The organism is Mesorhizobium sp. M8A.F.Ca.ET.218.01.1.1 (assembly GCF_004791165.1).
Taxonomy (GTDB): Bacteria; Pseudomonadota; Alphaproteobacteria; order Rhizobiales; family Rhizobiaceae; genus Mesorhizobium.
This window is the reverse complement of record NZ_SRUZ01000006.1, coordinates 211,061-231,353: the sequence shown is the minus strand read 5'-3', so window position 1 is coordinate 231,353 and position 20,293 is coordinate 211,061. Positions and strand designations below refer to the sequence as shown.

The following is a 20,293-nucleotide window of genomic DNA, read 5'->3' as shown; positions in this document are numbered from 1 at the left end:
CGCGCCGGAAACGAGTCCGGAATTGCGGAGAGCACTTTACGCAGGCGGACTGCCCAGGCCTGTCAGGAGACTTTCGACAGGCGCTTAGCGGCGCCTGAATTCCGCATAGGCCTGGCCACGCGAAAGACCGATGTCCTTGAGCTGTTCGTCGCTCATTTCGAGCAAGGCATGGCGGCTCCTTCGTTTCTCCATCTGGCGGCCGAACCATCTTGCCGCCGCAATGCAGTGGGCACGCAAAGACTGCATGGTGGTCGCGGCGCGGACTGCCGGCGCCCGGCCGGCAAGGCGGTGCACGATTGTGTGATCGGGGCGCATCGCTCAGTCCTCGTCCGTGCCGGCCGCCGAGGCGCCGGCTTCGTTCAGCGCCTGCGCGCATTCCTCGCAGCAGACCTCGACGGTATTGCCGCCGACCTTCACGCGGATCGGGTTGGCGTCCAGTTGGCAATCGCAGGCGGCGCAGGTTTTCTCGGTCATGATCTCATTTCCATGGCGTTCAATTCGACGCATGCAGATGAGCATTCCGGAGCAGCCGCGGCCTGTCAGAATCTTTAGCAGTTGGCCTACTGGGGACCTGGTCTGTGCGCTCTTCCTGACAACGGGGTGTCAGCTATGCCGGCCTGTGGGAGGCACCGCGGGGCCCGTCAGGCCGTCGGGTCGTCCGAGCCGGGGACGAAGGCGTCGAAGGCGGCGAGGAATTGCTCGCGGTAGAGGTCGACTTCCTGCAGGATTTCGTGCTTGGCGCCGTCGATCATCAGCAGGGAGCCGAGCCGCAGACTTCTGGCATAGGCTTCCACGGCCTTGGTCGAGACAACCTGGTCGGCACCGGCGGCGATGATCAGCAGAGGCACCTGAATGCGGGCCATGAAGTCGGGGTCGCTGATGGCTTCCGACGCCTTCGCCGCCGCCTGCAGCCAGCGGATCGTCGGCCCGCCAAGCGCCAGTTGCGGATATTCTTCATAGATGCGCGTATTGCGGCGATAGCGCTGTGGATCCGACGTCACCTTGTTGACTTCGAAGGGTAGGGTGTGTCTCGGCCGTGGACCCCACGCGGCATAGAGTCTGCCGAGCCCCAGGGCGCAGAAAAGCGAACAGACCCGGCGCACCGTCCGTATCGAGACCGGCAGGTCGGGCAATGTCAGGAATGGCGCGATCAGCACCATGCGCCGCACGCGGTTGACCATCGACGGCGCGGCAAGCAGCGTGATCACAGCGCCGGCGGAATGGGCAAGGATGTAGTAGGGTCCGCGGCAGTCCGGCAGCACGATCTCCTCGAAGAACTGCTCCAGGTCGGCCGTATAGTCGCGGAACGACCTGACATAGCCGCGCTGACGATCGCGGATCAACCGGTCGGAATCGCCCTGGCCGCGCCAGTCGAGGGTGGCGACACCGAAGCCGCGCGCGGCAAGGTCGCGGATGGTCTCGAAATATTTCTCGATGCACTCGTTGCGGCCGCCAAGCAGCACAACGGTGCCGCGCATTGGACGCGCCACCGCTGCGAACAGGCCGTAACGTATCTTCTTGCCGTCGCGCGTGGTGAAAAAGCCGCCGGTGGCGTTTTCCGGTCGCGGATTGCCTTCAACTTCGTGAAAAAGCGGGGTGTCGTGGAAAAGATCCGTCATTCGGCGCTTTGTGCTCGGCGTCTTTGCGCGCCAGCCTGTCGCGGCTGGCCTCAAGGTGATAGACGCCAATACATCAAAAGCAAAGCAAATCCGGCTTGTGGAGGACCGCAACGGGGAAGGCCGGAAGCGGCTTTGAGCGCGCTTCCGGCCCCTGTCGATCCGGGAGGAAGGGACGTTAACACCCGGTTCGGCCTCGTTGCGGCGCCTCTGGAAAACCGGCGCCGCCAATCCTTGATCTTGAGAGCCACTTTAGCGGCGGCTGTCTGAACGGGCGCCGAAGCGCCGGTTCATCTGCCGTTCATCAAAGGCTGGCCGCCTCATTCTTTTCCGGTCAAACGAAACTTGAAATGCTTTCAAGCGCTCCCCAGATGTGGATTGCGGCCGCCAATGTCGGGGCCGCTGGTCCTCCCGAAACGCCGCTCACGGGTTTCGCACCGGCCATACGCAAACCATGTTGCTCAACAGGAGAACACCTCATGCGTCACGTTGATTTTTCCCCGCTTTATCGTTCGACCGTCGGCTTCGACCGTCTCTTCACGATGCTTGATTCTCTCGCCCAGCCCGATGGCGCGCAGACCTATCCGCCCTACAACATCGAGCGCACTGGTGAGGATTCCTACCGCATCTCGATGGCGGTTGCCGGCTTCTCGGATGACGAGATCTCGATCGAAGCCCACCGCAACGTGCTGACCGTAAAGGGTGAGCGCAAGGACGAGGGCACCGGCGAAGGCTCCGAGCTGCTCTATCGCGGCATTGCCTCCAGGGCCTTCGAGCGCCGCTTCCAGCTTGCCGATCACGTTGAAGTCGTCGGCGCCGCGCTGAAGAACGGCCTGCTCTTCGTCGACCTCAAGCGCAACATTCCCGAAGAGCTGAAGCCGCGCAAGATCGCGATCACCTCGGCTCCGGCCAAGGCCAAGCAGATCGAGGCCAAGACCGCTGCCTAAAGTCTAAAGTCTCCTCCCGAGACGGAAAGCGGCGCCGAAAGGCGCCGCTTTTTTGTTGCCCGGGACACCGGTTAGCCGGCGATCAACTGGCCGAAGCGGTCGACTTCCTCCGAGGTCGTCGCAAAACTGGTGACGAAGCGATAGAGCAGCTCGTCCTCGCCGATATGACCGTCGAAGCCGTGCGGCCTGTGCCAGTCGTAGAAGGCCGCGCCGGCCGCTTGCAGTTTCTCGGCTTGCGTTTTCTTGATCACACCGAAGACTTCGTTGGCCTGCGGCAGCCACGCCAGCTTGGCCGAGGCCGAATCCTCGATCGCCGCCGCGAGGCGCGCTGCCATGGCGTTGGCATGCCTTGCGGTGTCGAGCCACAGCCCGTCTTTGAAATAGGCTTCGAACTGCGCCGCGACGAAACGCGACTTCGAAAACAGCTGTGCCGCTCGCTTGCGCAGAAAGGCCAGTTCCTTGGCGCGGTCGAGATCGAACAGCACGATCGCCTCGGCGCACCAGCAGCCGTTCTTGGTGCCGCCGAAGGACAGGATGTCGACGCCGCGTTTCCACGTCATTTCGGCTGGCGTGGTGTCGAGCGCGGCCAGCGCATTGGCAAAGCGGGCGCCGTCCATGTGCAGCGGCACAGAATGGCGCTTGGCGATCGCCGAGATCGCTTCGATCTCGGCCAGGCCATAGATTGTGCCGACCTCGGTCGACTGGGTGATCGAAACGGCCATCGGCCGGCCCCAATGGACCACCTCGCCGGCGAAACGGCCGATAGCCCTGTCCAGATTGTGTGGTTCGATCTTGCCCAGGGCGCCGTCGACCGCGTGTAGCCGCGCACCGCCGGAAAAATATTCCGGCGCGCCGCACTCGTCCTCGATGACATGCGATTCGCGGTGCGCGAAGGAAATGCCGCCTGGCTTGTTATAGGTCGTCAGCGACAGTGAATTGGCGGCGGTGCCGGTCGCCACGAAGAACACGGCCACCTCGCGTTCGAAAATCTCGCTGAAGCGCCGGTAGACGGCCTGGTCGAGCGCACCGTCGCCATAGGCGGTCGAAAAGCCGGCGGTATGGGCCGAGAGGCCGGCTGCAATGCTTGGGTGGGCGCCTGCCCAATTGTCGGAAGCGAAGAACATGCGTCTGCCTGTGTTGGGAAAATCGCCGGGACCTTGACCGGTTTCATGGTCCGCCCGCAAGAGCCAGCCACCAGAAAACGGGTAAAGCCAGGGTCGGGCCGGCGGCGCCCTCACAGACCGAAGCTTACGTTTTGCAGCCGCCTCACGAAATTTTGTGTCGCGACGCGGCCAAGTTTTTTGTGAATCGGTCTTGTGTGGGTTCTGGATTTCTGTCATAAAAATTTAGGACAGTAGTGCTGTCTTATTTTGTCGCACAAAACTGGCTGGATTGGCGTATCGTTTAGGCCACTCCGGCTTTTGCCGCGAGCGACAGGTGGACGGACCAGCTCTGGCCTGTACGATACCGGATATGAACCAGCGGCGCGCCGCCTGGTTCGGCGATTTCGCAAGACGTGCCGCAAGAATGAAGGGCGAGCCCAAGTGCTCGCCAAGGCAAACCAGCGCCCGCAGGCCAATGCCACGTGGCGCGGAACGGAGGATAGAACGATGACGGAATTGACGCTCTCTGCGACGAACGGCCAGGCCGCGCAGACGAAAGCGGCCGCCGTCAAAAATACCTCCATCAAAAATCGCGCGACTACCGGCGGCCTCACCGCCCAGGGTCTCTACGATCCGCGCAACGAGCATGACGCCTGCGGCGTCGGCTTCATTGTCAACATGAAGGGCGTGAAGTCGCATCAGATCGTCAAGGACGGGCTTGCCGTGCTCGAGAACCTGACGCATCGCGGCGCCGTCGGCGCCGATCCGCTGGTCGGCGATGGCGCCGGCGTGCTGGCGCAGCTTCCGGATCTTTTTTTCCGTGAGGAGATGGCGGCCCAAGGCATCGAACTGCCACCGGTCGGCCAGTATGGCGTCGGACACTGGTTCATGCCGCAGGATGCCATCCTTCGTGCCCATATCGAAGAGATCATCGCCGAATCGGCGCAGTCCGAGGGGCTGCCGCTGCTCGGATTCCGTGACGTGCCGGTCGACAATTCGTCGCTGTCGAAGGCGCCTGACATCGTCGCGTCCGAGCCGTTCCACCGCCAGGTCTTCATCGGCCGCACGGCCGATATCATCGATGACGAGGAATACGAGGCCAGGCTCTATCTGCTACGCAAGGTCATCTCGGGCCGCATCTACGCCGAGAACGACAACAAGGACATCGGCGCCTATTGCGTGTCGCTGTCGGCGCGCACCATCGTCTACAAGGGCATGTTCCTGGCCTATCAGGTCGGCGCCTACTACAAGGACCTCAAGGACCCGCGTTTCGAGACCGCGCTGATCCTCGTCCACCAGCGCTTCTCGACCAACACCTTCCCGTCGTGGAAGCTGGCGCATCCCTATCGCATGGTCGCCCACAATGGCGAGATCAACACGGTGCGCGGCAACAACAACTGGATGGCGGCGCGCCAGGCGTCGGTCGATTCCGAACTGTTCGGCAACAACATCTCGAAGCTTTGGCCGATCTCCTACGATGGCCAGTCGGATACGGCGTGCTTCGACAATGCGCTCGAGTTCCTGTTCCAGGGCGGCTACAGCCTCAGCCACGCCATGATGATGCTGATCCCGGAAGCCTGGGCCGGCAACAAGCTCATGGATGCCGACCGCAAAGCTTTCTACGAGTATCATGCGGCGTTGATGGAGCCGTGGGATGGGCCAGCGGCGGTCGCCTTCACCGATGGCCGCCAGATTGGCGCTACACTCGACCGCAACGGATTGCGTCCAGCACGCTACATCGTCACCGATGACGACCGCGTCATCATGGCTTCGGAAGCCGGCGTGCTGCCGGTGCCGGAGGAGAAGATCGTGCAGAAGTGGCGGCTGCAGCCCGGCCGCATGCTTCTGATCGACCTGGCCAAGGGCCGCATCGTCCCCGACGAGGAGATCAAGTCGGAGATCGCGACCAGGCACCCCTACAAGACCTGGCTCTCCAACACGCAGCTCATCCTGGAAGATTTGAAGCCGGTGGAGCCGCGCGCGCTGCGCAAGGACGTCAGCCTGCTCGATCGCCAGCAGGCATTCGGCTACACCCAGGAAGACACCAAGCTGTTGATGTCGCCGATGGCGACCACGGGCCAGGAAGCAGTGGGCTCGATGGGCACCGACACGCCGATCTCGGCGATGTCGGACAAGTCGAAGCTGCTCTACACCTATTTCAAGCAGAATTTCGCCCAGGTCACCAACCCGCCGATCGACCCGATCCGCGAGGAGCTGGTGATGAGCCTGGTGTCCTTCATCGGACCGCGGCCGAACATCTTCGACCTGGTCGGCAATTCGCGCCGCAAGCGGCTCGAGGTGCGCCAGCCGATCCTGACCAATGGCGATCTCGAAAAGATCCGCTCCATCGGCCATACCGAGGACCGTTTCGACACCAAGACGATCGACATCACCTATGGGTCGAGCGAGGGTGCTGCCGGCATGCAGGGCGCCGTCGAACGTCTGTGCGAGCGGGCCGAAGCAGCGGTCGCCGGCGGCTACAACATCATCATCCTGTCCGACCGCCAGCTTGGGCCGGACCGCATCGCCATTCCGGCACTGCTGGCGACGGCCGCCGTGCACCACCATCTGATCCGCAAGGGCCTGCGCACCGCGGTCGGCCTGGTCGTGGAATCCGGCGAGCCGCGCGAGGTGCATCATTTCTGCTGCCTTGCCGGCTATGGCGCGGAAGCGATTAATCCCTATCTGGCCTTCGACACGCTGCTCGACATGCACAAGCGCGGCGAGCTGCCGGAAGAGGTCGACGCCTATGAAGTGGTGTCGCGCTACATCAAGTCGATCGGCAAGGGCATCCTCAAGGTGATGTCCAAGATGGGCATCTCGACCTATCAGTCCTATTGCGGCGCGCAGATCTTCGATGCCATCGGGCTGAAGACCGATTTCGTGCAGCAGTACTTCACCGGCACCGCGACGCTGATCGAAGGCGTCGGACTTGATGAGGTCGCAGGCGAAACCGTCAGCCGCCACACGGACGGTTTCGGCAGCGATCCGGTGCTGCGCAACAGCCTGGAGGTCGGCGGCGAGTATCTGTTCCGCATGCGCGGCGAGGCGCATATGTGGTCGCCCGACGCGGTCGCCACCTTGCAGCACGCCGTGCGCCAGGGTTCGTGGGACACGTTCAAGGAGTATTCGACGCAGATCGACAGCCAGACGGCCCGCGCCCAGACCATCCGCGGCCTGTTCAAGATCAAGCTGGCGGATGAGAGCGGGCGCAAGAAGGTCGCGCTCGACGACGTCATGCCGGCAGCCGAGATCGTCAAGCGCTTCTCGACCGGGGCGATGTCGTTCGGTTCGATCTCCAGGGAAGCGCACACCACGCTGGCGCGCGCCATGAACCAGATCGGCGGCAAGTCGAACACCGGCGAGGGCGGCGAAGAGGCCGACCGCTATCTGCCGCTGCCTGGCGGCGGCAAGAACCCGGAACGCTCGGCGATCAAGCAGGTCGCCTCGGGACGGTTCGGCGTGACGGCCGAGTATCTCGTCAATTCCGATGTCATGCAGATCAAGGTGGCGCAGGGCGCCAAGCCCGGCGAGGGCGGCCAATTGCCCGGCCACAAGGTCGACGCGACCATTGCCAAGGTGAGGCACTCGACGCCGGGCGTCGGCCTGATCTCGCCGCCGCCGCATCACGACATCTATTCGATCGAGGATTTGGCGCAGCTGATCTACGATCTGAAGAACGTCAATCCGGCGGCCGACGTGTCGGTCAAGCTGGTGTCGGAAGTCGGTGTCGGCACGGTTGCCGCCGGCGTCGCCAAGGCGCGCGCCGACCACATCACCATCTCGGGTTATGATGGCGGCACCGGCGCCTCGCCGCTGACCTCGCTCAAGCATGCCGGCAGCCCGTGGGAGATGGGTCTTGCCGAGACGCATCAGACGCTGGTGTTGAACGGCCTGCGTTCACGCGTGGCGCTGCAGGTCGACGGCGGCCTGCGCACCGGGCGCGACGTCATCATCGGCGCGCTGCTCGGCGCCGACGAGTTCGGCTTCTCGACCGCGCCGCTGATCGCGGCCGGCTGCATCATGATGCGCAAGTGCCATCTCAACACCTGTCCGGTCGGTGTGGCGACGCAGGACCCGGTGCTGCGCAAGCGCTTCAAGGGCACGCCCGAGCACGTCATCAACTTCTTCTTCTACGTGGCGGAAGAGGTGCGGGCGCTGCTCGCCGAAATGGGCTTTACCCATATCGACCAGATCATCGGCGACGCCGACCTTCTGGAAAAGCGCGACGTGATCCAGCACTGGAAGGCGCGCGGGCTCGACTTCTCGAAGATGTTCTACAAGCCGGATGCGCCGCATGAAGCAGTGCATTGGACGGAACGGCAGAAGCACCCGATCGACGATGTGCTCGACCGCAAGCTGATCGAACTGGCCAAGCCCGCATTGGAGGCCAAGCAACCGGTCAAGATCGAGGTGGACATCCGCAATGTCGACCGTTCCACGGGCGCCATGCTGTCGGGTGAGGTGGCCAAGCGCTTCAAGCACAAGGGGCTGCGCGAGGACACGATCCAGGTCAAGCTCACCGGAACCGCCGGCCAGTCCTTCGGCGCCTTCCTGGCACGCGGCGTTTCCTTCGAGTTGGTCGGTGCCGGCAACGACTATGTCGGCAAGGGCCTGTCGGGCGGCCGCATCGTCATCCGGCCGCCGCAAGAAGCCAGGATCGTCGCGGCCGACTCCATCATCGTCGGCAATACGGTGCTCTATGGCGCGACCGAGGGCGAGGCCTATTTCGCCGGGGTCGCCGGCGAGCGCTTCGCGGTGCGCAATTCGGGCGTGGCGGCCGTCGTCGAAGGCGTCGGCGATCATGGCTGCGAATACATGACGGGCGGCGTCGTCGTCGTCATCGGCAAGACCGGCCGCAACTTCGCCGCCGGCATGTCGGGCGGCGTCGCCTACGTGCTGGACGAGGCGGGCGATTTCGCCGAGCGCTGCAACATGGCCATGGTCGAGCTGGAGCCGGTTCCGGAAGAAGACGACCTGATGGAAAAGCTGCTGCACCATGGCGGCGACCTCGACCACAAGGGCCGCGTCGACGTCTCCGGCGACATGACCAGCCATGACGAGGAACGGCTCTACCAGCTGATCTCGAACCACGTGCACTATACGGGTTCGGTGCGCGGCCGCGAGATCCTCGACGACTGGGCGACGTTCCGGCCGAAATTCCGCAAGATCATGCCGGTCGAATACCGCCGCGCGCTGATCGAGATGGAACGCATGCGCATGGGCGTCGCGGCCGAATAGATTATTGAGAATTGCCGGGGAGCCCAGGCTTCCCGGCCCCTTCATCGACAGTTTGACCTCGGGCTCAAGGTTGCCATGGCTGCCTCAAGAGGTTAACGGGTGCGGCGAAAACCGCACCATCTGGACAGCAGGAACTGGACTATGGGCAAGGTAACAGGCTTTCTCGAAATCGACCGGCAGGTGCACAAGTACCAGCCGGCCTCCGACCGCATCCGGCATTTCCGCGAATTCACGCTGCCGATGTCGGACAAGGAGGTCGAGAAACAGGCCGCGCGCTGCATGGATTGCGGCATTCCGTTCTGCCACGGGCCGACCGGCTGCCCGATCCACAACCAGATCCCCGACTGGAACGACCTCGTCTACAACAGGGACTGGGACAACGCGATCCGCAACCTGCACTCGACCAACAACTTCCCGGAGTTCACCGGCCGCATCTGTCCGGCACCTTGCGAGGAAGCCTGCACGCTGAACCTCGAGGACATTCCTGTCGCCATCAAGACGGTGGAGCAGGCGATCGCGGACAAGGCTTATGAGACCGGCCACATCAGGCCCTATCCGCCGGAAAGGAAGACCGGCAAGCGGGTCGCCATCATCGGGTCCGGCCCGGCCGGCATGGCGGCCGCCCAGCAACTCGGCCGCGCCGGCCACGACGTGCATGTCTATGAGCGAGAGAGCCGGCCAGGCGGGCTGATGCGTTACGGCATTCCCGACTTCAAGATCGAGAAGCACTATATCGACCGGCGCATCGAACAGATGCAGGGCGAGGGGGTGACCTTCCACTGTGGCGTCAATGTCGGCGTCGACAAGCCCGTGGCTGAACTCCTCGCAGAACATGATGCCGTGCTCTATTGCGGCGGTTCGGAAACGCCGCGCGCCGCCGGGATACCCGGCGATGATCTCGGCGGTGTGCATGACGCGATGCCCTATCTGGTGCAGCAGAACCGCCGCGTCGGCGGTGAGCCGATCCAGTCCGTGGCATGGCCGTCGCATCCGATCATCGCCGGTGGCCAGCATGTCGTTGTCGTCGGTGGTGGCGATACCGCCTCCGACTGCGTCGGCACCGCCTTCCGCCAGGGCGCCGTGCGCGTCACCCAGCTCGACATCCGCCCGCAGCCGCCCGAGAAGGAAGACAAGCTCGCCGTCTGGCCCTACTGGGCAACCAAGATGCGCACCTCGTCCTCGCAGGCCGAGGGCGCGGAGCGCGAATTCCAGGTGGCGACGCTCGAATTCATCGGCGAGGAAGGCCAGCTTACGGGCGTCAAATGCTGCGAGGTCGACGAGAAGCGCAAGCCGATCGCCGGCACCGAATTCGTCATCCGCGCCGATCTCGCCTTCATCGCCATCGGCTTTGCCGGACCGGCGACGGCAGGCGTTGCGGCGGAACTGGAGGGTGAGATGAAGATCACCACCGACAGCCGCCGTTCCAGGAATGTCGAGGCCAATGACCGCGACTACAGGACCAGCGTCGACCGGCTCTACGCGGCGGGCGACGTGCGCCGTGGCCAGTCGCTGGTCGTCTGGGCGATCCGCGAAGGCCGCCAGGCGGCACGCTCGATCGACGAGGCGCTGATGGGGACGACCGTCCTGCCGCGTTAAGGGGTAATCGCCGTCGTGGTATCGGCGGCCGCGGCCGCGGCTGCCGGACTTGCCTTCGGCGGCCAGGAAAAGTCGTCGGCGCGTCCGGGCGAAGCTTCCGGCGCCTTGCCCTCGATCACCAACCTTTCCCCGGGAAGAGCTGGATCGGCCTTCGGCAGTGGGGCGGCGCCGAGCAATTCGGTGCCGCCGTCGAGCGCGGGATCGCTGAGCAGCATGGGTTGGGTGCGATCGATGACGATGGGGGCGGCGGCCGAACCGGGCGCCTCGACCGGTGCGCCCGCCGGCGCCGCCGTCGGTGCCACGCTTCCCGGCGCGGCCAGTCCAAGGATCTTCACCAGCGACTTTTCGGTGTAGAAGGCGAGTTTGCGCTTGCCTGCCTTGGACACGTTGATGCCGTCATCGGCGCGCAGCCGCACGGGCTGGCCATTCATGTCGGGGCCGCTGGTAATGAAGGCCCCGTTCTCGTCGACGAAACCGTCCCAGACATCGACGAATTCGCCGCCGTGGCTTTCGGCCGCCTTGTGGTAGATGTCGTTGAAGGCCAGCATGTCCGAGGTCATCTTCGGCACCCGGAAGGCCGGCATGCCCACCCATAGGAAAGGCACCTTGGCGGTGGCGATTGCCTTGCCGAACTCATCGGTACGGTGTTCGTACTCCTTGGTCCAGTTTTCGGAACGAGGCTGCTCGCGTACGTCCCCGACCTTCATCTGCTGGCGGTCGTTAGACCCTAGCATGACGACCACCGCGGCGGGCTTTTCGGTTTCGATCAGCGATTTGATCTGTTCGGGCCAGTTGTAGAAATCATCGCGCACGAAGCCTGACGAGCCATTGCTGCGGTCAACGATCCTGACGCCGGTATTCTCGGCGAAGGCTTCGTCCAGACCCTCGGCCAGACCCGCCGCCATGAAGTCGCCGACCACAAGGACGGTGCGGGCGTCCGGCGCTTTTTCGGCCACGGGCGTTGCAGGCTCCTCGGGTGGGCGAGGCGCACGAGGTTTCTTCTTCGGCTTGGGTATCGCCTTCTGGATGTCCAGTGGCGGCTCTACCCGCTCGCTGCGGCGCGGAAACAGAAGGTCGCGCAACGACCAGCCGCGGCTCTGCTGCGGCTGCTCCTGCGCCATGGCTGGGGCGTGGACGGCGCCGGCCACAGCGATGGCGAGCACGGCGAAGGCCAGAATCAGCACCGGCGTGCGACGAACGACCGTCCCGATGCGCGCAGGCCAAACCAATCGCCCCCTCCCTACTCAACTACGCCAGGTTTTATTTTTGCCTGAGCCATTTCAGCACTTCCAAGCTCGGATAGCCATCCTGGGCCAAGCCAACCTTCGCCTGATAAGCCATGATGGCCGTCTTCGAGCCGTCACCGATCTTGCCGTCGAATTTGCCATCATAAAGGCCATGCTGGGAAAGTCGCTTCTGCAACTCCTGCCTTTCCTCGAAGCTGAGCTTGGTGAAAGGTCGCTGCCAGTCCTGCACCAGGCCGTTGCCGCCAGCGATCTCATCGGCAAGCAGACCGACAGCGAGCGCGTATTTGTCGGCATTGTTGTAGGCCTTGATGACCGAGAAATTCCTGATCATCAGGAAGGCCGGTCCGCCGCGGCCGTCCGGCACTTTCAGCGTCGCCTTGTCGGTAAGGGTCTTGAACGGTTTGCCGCTGGCCCTGGCGACGCCGAGCGCCTGCCATTGCGCCAGCGTCTTCGATCCGCCCGGCAATTTGCCTGCCGGCAAGGTGACTTCGTAGCCCCAGGTCTTGCCAGCCTGCCAGCCATTCTTCTTGAGCAGGTTAGCCGATGTCGCCAACGCATCGGGAATGGAATTCCAGATGTCGCGCTTGCCGTTACCGTCCATGTCGACGGCATAATGCTGGTAGCTGGTCGGGATGAACTGGGTCTGGCCCATGGCACCCGCCCAGGAGCCCATCAGGTGGCTTTCGTCGATGTCGCCGCTCTGCAGGATCTTCAGCGCCGCGACCAACTGGGTGCGGGCGTATTTCGAACGTTTCGGGTCGCCATATCCCAAAGTCGCCAGCGAACGGACGACATTGCGCATGATGTCGTCGCGCTTGAGGATCTCGCCATAGTTCGATTCCATCGACCAGATGGCCAACAGCACGTAGCGGTCGACACCGAACCTCGCCTCGATCCTGTCCAGCCAAGGTTTCCACTTTTTCGCCATCTGCTGCCCGACGGCGACGGACTGGTCATGGACGCGGTTGTCGAAATAATCCCAGGCGGGTGCGGTGAATTCGGGCTGGGTGCGGGCCTTTTCCAGCACCACCGGATCGGGCTCGTTGATCCCCCGGAAGGCCTGGTCGTAGACGGCGGCGGAAACGCCGCCGGCCACGGCGGTGGCGCGGAAGCCGGCGACCCATTGCCGGAACCCGGCGTCGGCGAAGGCCGGCCCGGTGGGAATGAGCAAAGCGAGCGAGAGGCTTGCGGCCGTCATGACGCTGCTGAAACGTTTTGCGGCATTGCGAACGGACATCTTTTCCTCCTTCTTTGTCTCAGGAAAGACCATTCATCGCCGAACCGGGTTAGGAATTAGTTTACCATAGGCGTCGCCTGGAACGAAAAGACACCTCGATGCTTTAACCGGTGGAAGTTTCCCTCAGCCGCTCCAGTAATCTTCAATTCCGGCGTGAAAATGTCGCGAGACGGGATTGCGGAGCCGGCCAGCAAACGGATAATTGGAAGCATGAAGAGAGTTCGCAAGGCAGTTTTCCCGGTCGCCGGCCTCGGCACCCGGTTTCTCCCGGCCACCAAGGCCGTTCCCAAGGAAATGCTGACCGTCGTCGACAGGCCGGTCATCCAGTATGTCGTCGATGAGGCGCGCGAGGCGGGCATCGAGCATTTCATCTTCGTCACCGGCCGCAACAAGGCGGTCATCGAGGACCATTTCGATATCCAGTTCGAGCTCTATGACACGCTGGCACAGCGCGGCAAGGACGAGCAGCTTGCCCGCCTGCAGCGGCTGCAGCCGGCGCCGGGCCAGACCAGCTTCACCCGCCAGCAGGTGCCGATGGGTCTCGGCCATGCTGTCTGGTGCGCGCGCGAACTGGTCGGCGACGAGCCGTTCGCGCTGTTGTTGCCCGACATGATCATGCAGTCGGAGAAGAGCTGCACGAAGGCGATGGTCGAACTCTACGAGGAAACCGGCAACAACATCATCGCCGTGCAGGAATGCGACCCGGCGGAGGCTCACAAATACGGCATTGTCGGCCGCGGCGAAGACACCCATCACGGCTTCCGCATCACCGAGATGGTGGAAAAGCCGAAGACCGGCACAGCGCCCTCCAACCTCTACATCAACGGCCGCTACATCCTGCAGCCGGAGATCTTCAAAATTCTCGAAGGCCAGGAGAAGGGCGCCGGCAACGAAATCCAGCTCACCGACGCGATGCTGAAGCTGGAAAAGCAGCAAGCCTTCTACGGCTATCATTATCAGGGCCGCACCTTCGATTGCGGCTCGCCGGAAGGTTTTGTCGAGGCCAATGTCGCCTTCGCGCTGTGGCGCAACGACATGAACCAGAGCATGGCCGGCGTGATCCGCACGCTTCTCGACGAGATGAAGCCATCAGAACGGCGCGGAGCAGCGTTTTAAGCCCCATACTTTCGTCATCCTCGGCGAAGCAGGAGCCAGAGAGATGCTCCAGGCCTATCACCGCAGAGGCGACCCATAAGTCGCTGCATGGATCCTGGGGTCTGCGCCGGGTCGCTTCGCTCCTTGCTACGCCCCAGGATGACGAAGTGCATACGCGTTCAGCGCTGCACTTTCATGCCGAGGTAGATGCTGTTGGCGGTGTAGTCGCGGCCGGGCAGGTTGCTGGTCAGCTTTTCGGTTCTTACGCGGGTGGTGAGGCCGGCATAGCGGTTCAGCCACCAGGTCAGGCCGGCCTCGGCGCTCAAGATCCTGTCATGGCCGTCGATGCCGACATAGTCGCGCCAGTCCAGGCCCAGTGCCGCATTCGCGGTGAGATTGGATCGGATCACGCGTTCGCCCGTCAGGCGTCCGGAGTAGAGGATATCGCCGCTTTCGCCTGATGTGGTCGTGGTCTCGACAGTGGTCTTGCCAGTCAGGCCGATCGTGCTGCCGCGTTCGGGCGACCATTTTAGATCGGCATCGACGGTGGCACCCGAAATCGCTTCAAGGCTTTTGTCGTCGATCGCTTCCCTGAGCCAGCCGGCCGAGAATTCACCCGACAGCTTCTCGCCCATGTCGACTTGCAGGCCCGCGCGGGCGCCGAGGCGCGTCGAGGAGCGCTCGAAGCCTTCATCGTCGATGCGCTGGTCATAGGCCCGGCGGCCGACCTCGATTTCGGTGAAGGGCGTGAGCGCCGGGGAAATCTCGTAGCCGGTGCGCAAGGTTGCCGTGTAGAGCGTGTTGTCTTGATCCTTCTGCGACAGCGAGGTGCCGTCGGCGAGCTTGGCGTCACCGTAGAAGTCGTGTGAGACCGCCCCGGTCAACGTGTACTGCATCTTGCCGACGGCCTTCTCGACGCCGATGCTGCCATCGATCGTCTGCCGCAGCGGCTGGGTGCTGACGCCGGCAATGGCATCGGGCGAAGACGCCGATTCCGGCACGGCTTCGTAGCCGAGCTTGGCGATGGCGCGCAATTCCTTGTCGAGGTCGACATTGAGTTGGCCTTCGATGCGGCCCTGCGCATCGTGAACCGGGTAGCCCGACACGGTTTCGCGGAAATTGCCATAGCCGTCGATGGTCGCGGAGTTTTCGCGCCAGTCGGAAGCGGCGGTAAAGCGCAGCGCCGTCTCGGACAGCAGCGCCGACGTGCCGGCACTGCTCGAATCGCCGTTCGTCGTCGCCGTCAGCCCCTGTTCGATGGTCGGCCGGATGACGAAGGAGCCCCATTTGACACCGGTGGCGGCGAACGGATCGTCCTCGGGCTTCTTGTTCTGGCCTTCGATCGCAGCGGTGCGCTCGGCGCCGGCGTCGAGTTTCTGCCTGTCCACACTGTCGATGGTGAGTGCACGGCGGTTGGCCGCTTCCTGGTCCGCCGCGGTGTTGTCGGTATCGTCGGTCCTCGCCGTGGTGGTCGCCGTGGCGGTGGTGGTTGGATCCGTAGCCGCCGTGGTGCCCTTTTTCTTCTTGGACTTGTCGGCAGCCTTGTCCTTTGCCTTGTCGGCCGCGTTCTGCCTGGCGGCCGAAGTGCGGCGCGGCTTGGGCGGCGTCGGTGCGTCGGCGGAGATATCGTCACTGGCCTGGGGCGGGTCGAAGACGCTGGTGGTCGAGTTCGCGGCGTCGGTATCGTCAGGCACGGCACCGGCGCTGGCCGGCAGATAGGTGCGCGCCGACGCATCGTCCTGCGCGGCAGCATTGGCCGCCGCTTGCTGGGCAAGAACAAGGTTTCTTGCCTTGCGCTGCTGGTCGGACAGGATCGCCGATTCCGACACTTCTCCACGCAGTTCCGTTTCCTGGGCCTGGAGTGGCGCAGGACGCAGCAAGGCAAGGACGCTGGTCGCAAGCAGCAAGGCGCAGACCGCGTTGCCCCGTCGTCCTCTCGATTTTTCTGGCTGGACCCCGGACATCGCCACCACTGCTCGCGCGGCGCATGCGCGCCATACTTACCGAACCGTAAATGGGGATGGTTAACGGAGGGTTGAGGCCGCGCGCGTCCCCGGTTCAAACGCGATTTCCGCGGGCGACAATGCGGGTCCGCGTCGTGCCTTCCGTTTTGATCCTTGTCGTTGTCCCAAATTGCCGCACACATTCAGCCGTCATGCGGAAGGCCATTTCTGTTGGACAGGCGGGCGGCAAAGCGCTAAGCGCATCAGCCATGCATGCGAGACCTCTCGATAAGAAGCCCCTGGACAGGCAAGCGTCGATCGAATCGGCGCTGAGAACGGTGGCAACCGAGCAGGCCGGGATCGCGGCCCTTGCCGAGGCGCTCGAGAACGGACTGGCGGCACCCTTTGCCCATGCCGTCGACATGATCTCGAAGATCGAGGGCCGGCTCATCGTCACCGGTGTCGGCAAAAGCGGCCATATCGGTTCGAAGATCGCGGCGACGCTGGCCTCCACCGGCACGCCTGCCTTCTTCGTCCATCCCGCCGAGGCCAATCATGGTGATCTCGGCATGATCGCCAAGGACGATGCCATCATCGCGATCTCGTGGTCGGGCGAGAGCAAGGAGATGATGGGTATCGTCGCCTATTCCCGGCGGTTTTCCATTCCGCTCATCGCCGTCACCTCTGGAGAGACGTCGGCGCTGGCGCGCGCGGCCGACGTCGTGCTTTTGTTGCCACGCACCCCCGAGGCCTGCCCGCATGGCCTGGCGCCGACAACATCGACGCTGCTGCAGCTGGTCGTCGGCGACGCGCTGGCGATCGCGCTGCTCGAGGCGCGCGGCTTCACGCCGGACCATTTTCGCACCTTCCATCCCGGCGGCCAGCTTGGCGCCAACCTGACCATGGTCTCCGAGATCATGCGGGTCGGCGACCAGATGCCGCTGGCCGTCGTCGGCACCAAGATGCCGGAAGCGGTGATGACGTTGTCGCAGAAGAAGGTCGGCTGCGTCCTGATCGTCGACGCGAATGGCGAATTGGCCGGGATCATCACCGACGGCGATGTGGCGCGCAACCTGCACCGTAACCTGGCCGATGTCATCGTCGACGAGGTGATGACCCGCACACCCAAGACGGTCGACCCGCAGACGCTAGCAGGTACGGCCATCGCGCTGCTCAACGAGCACAATATCGGCGCACTGGTGGTGACCAGGAACAACATGCCGCTGGGCGTGGTGCATTTTCACGACCTGCTGCGCATCGGCGCAGCCTGAGGTGCGCTGATATTCAGGTGAGGTCGGCCTGCAAATGGCTGATCCCTGGGCTTCCCCGTTCTACTGCGTCGCAGTAGAACTGAGCTCGCGTACGAAAAGTACGCTCCGCTCCGGTTCTCGGCATCAGCCATTTTCGACTCGCCCTGACCTGAATCTCAGCACACCTGCGCGTCGGCGGCATTCAGGTAATGGCGAGCTGAAATTCAGACCTGCTCCACCGTCAATTCCAGATCGGTGTCGGCGGCGGCGGTGACGCGGACTTGGGTGCCGGCGGGCAGGTCCGGGCCGGAAACGCGCCACAGCGTGTCGCCGAGCTTGATGCGGCCACGGCCGTCGCGGATCGGTTCGGCAAGTGTCGCCATCCTGCCGATCATCTGCGCACCACGGCGGTTGAGTAGGGGCTGGTCGGTCGGCTGGTCGCGTCCGCCCATGAGTTTCTTGCCGACAAAGGCTGAAACCAGCGACAGCACGAGGAACAGCAGCACCTGGACCTGCCATGTCCAGATGGCGGCATCCCAGATCAGCAGCGACACCGCGCCGACGATCAGGGCGGCGATGCCGATCCAAAGCATGAAGAAACCCGGCGCGATGACCTCTACAACCAGCAGCACGAAGCCCAGAACCATCCAGTTCCACGGGCCGAGTTCAGAAACGATGCGGTCGATCATGAGCGTGGCCTATCTCAGTTTTCGGAGGGCCTGACGACAGGCGGACGCGCTGCCTGCCTTTGCGCACCGGTCGTGCCTTCGCTGCGGAAGACTTCCTTGGCGATCTCGCCGATACCGCCGAGCGTGCCGATCAGCGAGGAGGCTTCCAGGGGCATCAGCACGACCTTGCTGTTGGTGGCCGAACCGATCCTGGTCAAGGCCTCGGTGTATTTCTGGGCGACGAAGTAGTTCAGCGCTTGCACGTCGCCCTTGGAAATCGCTTCCGACACCACCTGGGTGGCGCGGGCTTCGGCTTCGGCGGAGCGTTCGCGCGCCTCGGCGTCGCGGAAGGCGGCTTCCTTGCGGCCTTCGGCTTCGAGGATCTGCGACTGTTTGAGGCCTTCGGCGGCCAGGATTTGCGCGCGCTTGTTGCGCTCGGCGGTCATCTGGCGGCCCATCGATTCGATCAGGTTCGCCGGCGGGTTGATGTCCTTGATCTCGACGCGGGTGATCTTGATGCCCCACGGATGCGCCGCTTCGTCGACGACGCGCAGCAGGCGCTCGTTGATGGCGTCGCGGTTGGACAACAGCTCATCGAGGTCCATCGAGCCCATTACAGTACGGATGTTGGTCATCGTCAGGTTGAGGATGGCGTTCTGCAGGCCGGCAACCTGATAGGCGGCCTGTGCCGCGTTGAGGATCTGGTAGAAAGCGATGCCGTCAACGCCGACGATGGCGTTGTCGCGGGTGATGATCTCCTGGCTCGGAACGTCGAGCACCTGTTCCATCATGTTCATCTTGGCGCCGATGCGGTCAACGAATGGTGTGATGAGGTTGAGGCCGGGGCTCAGTGTCTTGGTGTAACGACCAAAGCGTTCGACGGTATAGTTGTATCCCTGCGGAATTGTTTTGATGCCCTTGAACAGCACCAGCACGACAAGCGCGACCAGAACAACGACCGCAATATCGAAACCACTGAAATCCATTTGGTTCTCCCTCAGAGGCAGGCCGCGCGAGCCATTCCCACGCAGCCGACTTCACCAAAGACTTAAGTGTGTTTCAGCAACGTTACAATTAGGTGATGAGGGATTGTTTGCGAGTATGCACTCAGTGGTTGAAGGCAAACAGGCTTGCATCCGTGTCTTCAAGCCCGCGGATCGAGGCCGGAACGATCTCGGCAGCGATGCGCGAGAAGGTGATGCCGTTGCCGCCATAACCCATCACGGCATGGATGCGCGGATGCCTGGGAATGGCGCCGATGCAAGGGAGGCCAGTGGTCGTCGTGCCGAAGGAGCCGGTCCAGGCAAATTCGGGCCTGGTGTCGAGATGCGGCAACAGCCTGCCAAGCTTTTCGGCAATCCGTTCGCTCTTGTCGGGGATGAGTTCGTCTCGCTGTGTCTCGTCGACGAAATCCTCGTCCTCACCGCCGCATACGACCCGGCCGTCGGTGGTCGCCCTGACATAGAGGTAGGGATCCGACGCCTCCCAGATGAACGTCGCACACGGCCAGAGCTTTCGTGGCTGTGGGCGCGTCGCGATCGCCCAGGTCGAGATGATCTGGTGGGCCGCCGCCGGCACGATGTCGACCAGTTCGTAACCGGTGGCCAGGACGACATGCCGCGCCGTAATGGTGGGGCCGTCCCTGGTTGCCACGACCACCTCGTCGGCACTGTCCTTGATCGCCGTCGCTTCGACGGGCGTGTAGAGACGAGCCTTGCGCCCGAGCGCCTTGAGCAGCAGTCCTGCCGTCAACTTGCGCGGGTCGAGCGCGATGTTGCCATGGCTGAGAATGGCGCCATCGCGGTCGATGCCGAACGCCTCGGCGAGCGGCCGAGGGGTCAGATAGGTCGCGGCGATGCCAGCTTGCCGGCGCGCTTCGGCTTCCTCACGCAATTCCGGGGGGCCGAGCACAGTGCCGGCCAGATAGAGCGATTGGGTTCGGCTCAGGCCGCAGGTGATGCCGAGTTCGGTGACGCGGGCGGCGAGATTGGAAACGGCCAGCCGCGAGCGTCGCCAGGCCTGCCGTGCCTCGGCCTTGCCAATCATTCTCGACAGAATTGAAAGCGGCTGGTCGATTTCGAACTGCACCAGCGCCGTGGTTGCCGCCGTCGAGCCTTTCAGCGGTCCGCGGCGGTCGATGCACGCCACGGAGTGACCGTCCGCTGTCAGCGCCTCGGCCATCATGGCGCCGCTGATCCCCATGCCGATGATCAGCACATCGGTCTTGACGTCCCGGGTCAGACTGTCGGTCGGCACCGCGGGCGCGCGATAGGCCGACCAGACAGGCCGGCCGGTTCTGAGGTCGAGTTTGCGCGGCATCCACGTCTCCGGAAGGTGCGCGTCAACGCCC

At 63.6% G+C, this 20,293-nt stretch carries 15 protein-coding genes; 5 read left to right on the top strand and 10 right to left on the bottom strand.

Annotated elements, in window-relative coordinates; all coding sequences use genetic code 11:
* Positions 1–84: 84 nt before the first annotated feature.
* From EN861_RS22390 to EN861_RS22385, 3 genes are all read right to left on the bottom strand, one after another.
* Positions 85–246 (bottom strand): DUF1127 domain-containing protein, encoded by a 162-nt coding sequence (locus EN861_RS22390; protein WP_245512090.1) that lies wholly within the window; start codon positions 244–246, stop codon positions 85–87.
* A gap of 72 nt (positions 247–318) precedes the next feature.
* Positions 319–474 (bottom strand): hypothetical protein, encoded by a 156-nt coding sequence (locus tag EN861_RS35530; protein ID WP_189343704.1) that lies wholly within the window; start codon positions 472–474, stop codon positions 319–321.
* Between the two features lie 167 nt (positions 475–641).
* Positions 642–1,619, bottom strand: a complete 978-nt coding sequence (locus tag EN861_RS22385; protein WP_135865615.1) for an alpha/beta hydrolase — start codon at positions 1,617–1,619, stop codon at positions 642–644.
* 476 nt (positions 1,620–2,095) lie between these two features.
* Here EN861_RS22385 and EN861_RS22380 point away from each other — a divergent pair, with 476 nt between their 5' ends.
* The gene (locus EN861_RS22380) at positions 2,096–2,563 is read left to right on the top strand and encodes an Hsp20 family protein (RefSeq protein ID WP_027142918.1); all 468 of its coding nucleotides are present in this window, start codon (positions 2,096–2,098) and stop codon (positions 2,561–2,563) included.
* 71 nt (positions 2,564–2,634) lie between these two features.
* On the opposite strand, the gene EN861_RS22375 is transcribed toward EN861_RS22380, so the two are convergent.
* Complete coding sequence (locus EN861_RS22375) at positions 2,635–3,687, bottom strand: low specificity L-threonine aldolase (protein WP_135865613.1); 1,053 nt, start codon at positions 3,685–3,687, stop codon at positions 2,635–2,637.
* 486 nt (positions 3,688–4,173) lie between these two features.
* Between EN861_RS22375 and gltB the strand changes: the two genes are divergently transcribed.
* Both gltB and EN861_RS22365 read left to right on the top strand, forming a co-directional pair.
* Positions 4,174–8,907: a glutamate synthase large subunit gene (gltB, locus tag EN861_RS22370; RefSeq protein WP_135865611.1), complete on the top strand. Its 4,734-nt coding sequence runs from the start codon at positions 4,174–4,176 to the stop codon at positions 8,905–8,907.
* Positions 8,908–9,048: 141 nt separating this feature from the next.
* Positions 9,049–10,503 carry a glutamate synthase subunit beta gene (locus EN861_RS22365; RefSeq protein WP_127869907.1) on the top strand — a complete coding sequence of 485 codons (1,455 nt, stop codon included), beginning with the start codon at positions 9,049–9,051 and terminating at the stop codon, positions 10,501–10,503.
* On the opposite strand, the gene EN861_RS22360 is transcribed toward EN861_RS22365, so the two are convergent.
* Both EN861_RS22360 and EN861_RS22355 read right to left on the bottom strand, forming a co-directional pair.
* Positions 10,500–11,732 carry a DUF459 domain-containing protein gene (locus EN861_RS22360; protein ID WP_127869906.1) on the bottom strand — a complete coding sequence of 411 codons (1,233 nt, stop codon included), beginning with the start codon at positions 11,730–11,732 and terminating at the stop codon, positions 10,500–10,502. The genes EN861_RS22365 and EN861_RS22360 overlap by 4 nt on opposite strands.
* A gap of 31 nt (positions 11,733–11,763) precedes the next feature.
* Positions 11,764–12,987: a lytic murein transglycosylase gene (locus EN861_RS22355; RefSeq protein ID WP_127869905.1), complete on the bottom strand. Its 1,224-nt coding sequence runs from the start codon at positions 12,985–12,987 to the stop codon at positions 11,764–11,766.
* 201 nt (positions 12,988–13,188) lie between these two features.
* Between EN861_RS22355 and galU the strand changes: the two genes are divergently transcribed.
* Positions 13,189–14,103, top strand: a complete 915-nt coding sequence (gene galU / locus EN861_RS22350) for a UTP--glucose-1-phosphate uridylyltransferase GalU (protein ID WP_189343710.1) — start codon at positions 13,189–13,191, stop codon at positions 14,101–14,103.
* A 158-nt stretch (positions 14,104–14,261) separates the two neighbouring features.
* On the opposite strand, the gene EN861_RS22345 is transcribed toward galU, so the two are convergent.
* On the bottom strand, positions 14,262–16,046 hold the full coding sequence (locus EN861_RS22345; protein WP_167531298.1) for an outer membrane beta-barrel protein: 1,785 nt from the start codon (positions 16,044–16,046) through the stop codon (positions 14,262–14,264).
* 248 nt (positions 16,047–16,294) lie between these two features.
* Here EN861_RS22345 and EN861_RS22340 point away from each other — a divergent pair, with 248 nt between their 5' ends.
* Positions 16,295–17,296 carry a KpsF/GutQ family sugar-phosphate isomerase gene (locus EN861_RS22340; RefSeq protein WP_127278885.1) on the top strand — a complete coding sequence of 334 codons (1,002 nt, stop codon included), beginning with the start codon at positions 16,295–16,297 and terminating at the stop codon, positions 17,294–17,296.
* A gap of 203 nt (positions 17,297–17,499) precedes the next feature.
* On the opposite strand, the gene EN861_RS22335 is transcribed toward EN861_RS22340, so the two are convergent.
* From EN861_RS22335 to EN861_RS22325, 3 genes are all read right to left on the bottom strand, one after another.
* Positions 17,500–17,964 carry an NfeD family protein gene (locus EN861_RS22335; protein ID WP_127278884.1) on the bottom strand — a complete coding sequence of 155 codons (465 nt, stop codon included), beginning with the start codon at positions 17,962–17,964 and terminating at the stop codon, positions 17,500–17,502.
* Positions 17,965–17,978: 14 nt separating this feature from the next.
* The gene (locus EN861_RS22330) at positions 17,979–18,929 is read right to left on the bottom strand and encodes an SPFH domain-containing protein (protein ID WP_127278883.1); all 951 of its coding nucleotides are present in this window, start codon (positions 18,927–18,929) and stop codon (positions 17,979–17,981) included.
* A 121-nt stretch (positions 18,930–19,050) separates the two neighbouring features.
* Positions 19,051–20,262 (bottom strand): FAD-dependent oxidoreductase, encoded by a 1,212-nt coding sequence (locus EN861_RS22325; RefSeq protein WP_127278882.1) that lies wholly within the window; start codon positions 20,260–20,262, stop codon positions 19,051–19,053.
* Positions 20,263–20,293 lie beyond the last annotated feature (31 nt).

Bases quoted from the DNA above. Each gene is read 5' to 3' on its own strand.
- EN861_RS22365 (WP_127869907.1), top strand. From the start codon at position 9,049: ATGGGCAAGGTAACAGGCTTTCTCGAAATCGACCGGCAGGTGCACAAG.
- EN861_RS22340 (WP_127278885.1), top strand. From the start codon at position 16,295: ATGCATGCGAGACCTCTCGATAAGAAGCCCCTGGACAGGCAAGCGTCG.
- EN861_RS22355 (WP_127869905.1), bottom strand. From the start codon at position 12,987: ATGTCCGTTCGCAATGCCGCAAAACGTTTCAGCAGCGTCATGACGGCC.
- EN861_RS22390 (WP_245512090.1), bottom strand. From the start codon at position 246: ATGCAGTCTTTGCGTGCCCACTGCATTGCGGCGGCAAGATGGTTCGGC.
- gltB (WP_135865611.1), top strand. From the start codon at position 4,174: ATGACGGAATTGACGCTCTCTGCGACGAACGGCCAGGCCGCGCAGACG.
- EN861_RS22380 (WP_027142918.1), top strand. From the start codon at position 2,096: ATGCGTCACGTTGATTTTTCCCCGCTTTATCGTTCGACCGTCGGCTTC.
- EN861_RS22385 (WP_135865615.1), bottom strand. From the start codon at position 1,619: ATGACGGATCTTTTCCACGACACCCCGCTTTTTCACGAAGTTGAAGGC.
- EN861_RS22345 (WP_167531298.1), bottom strand. From the start codon at position 16,046: ATGTCCGGGGTCCAGCCAGAAAAATCGAGAGGACGACGGGGCAACGCG.
- EN861_RS22325 (WP_127278882.1), bottom strand. From the start codon at position 20,262: ATGCCGCGCAAACTCGACCTCAGAACCGGCCGGCCTGTCTGGTCGGCC.
- EN861_RS22330 (WP_127278883.1), bottom strand. From the start codon at position 18,929: ATGGATTTCAGTGGTTTCGATATTGCGGTCGTTGTTCTGGTCGCGCTT.
- EN861_RS22335 (WP_127278884.1), bottom strand. From the start codon at position 17,964: ATGATCGACCGCATCGTTTCTGAACTCGGCCCGTGGAACTGGATGGTT.
- EN861_RS35530 (WP_189343704.1), bottom strand. From the start codon at position 474: ATGACCGAGAAAACCTGCGCCGCCTGCGATTGCCAACTGGACGCCAAC.
- EN861_RS22375 (WP_135865613.1), bottom strand. From the start codon at position 3,687: ATGTTCTTCGCTTCCGACAATTGGGCAGGCGCCCACCCAAGCATTGCA.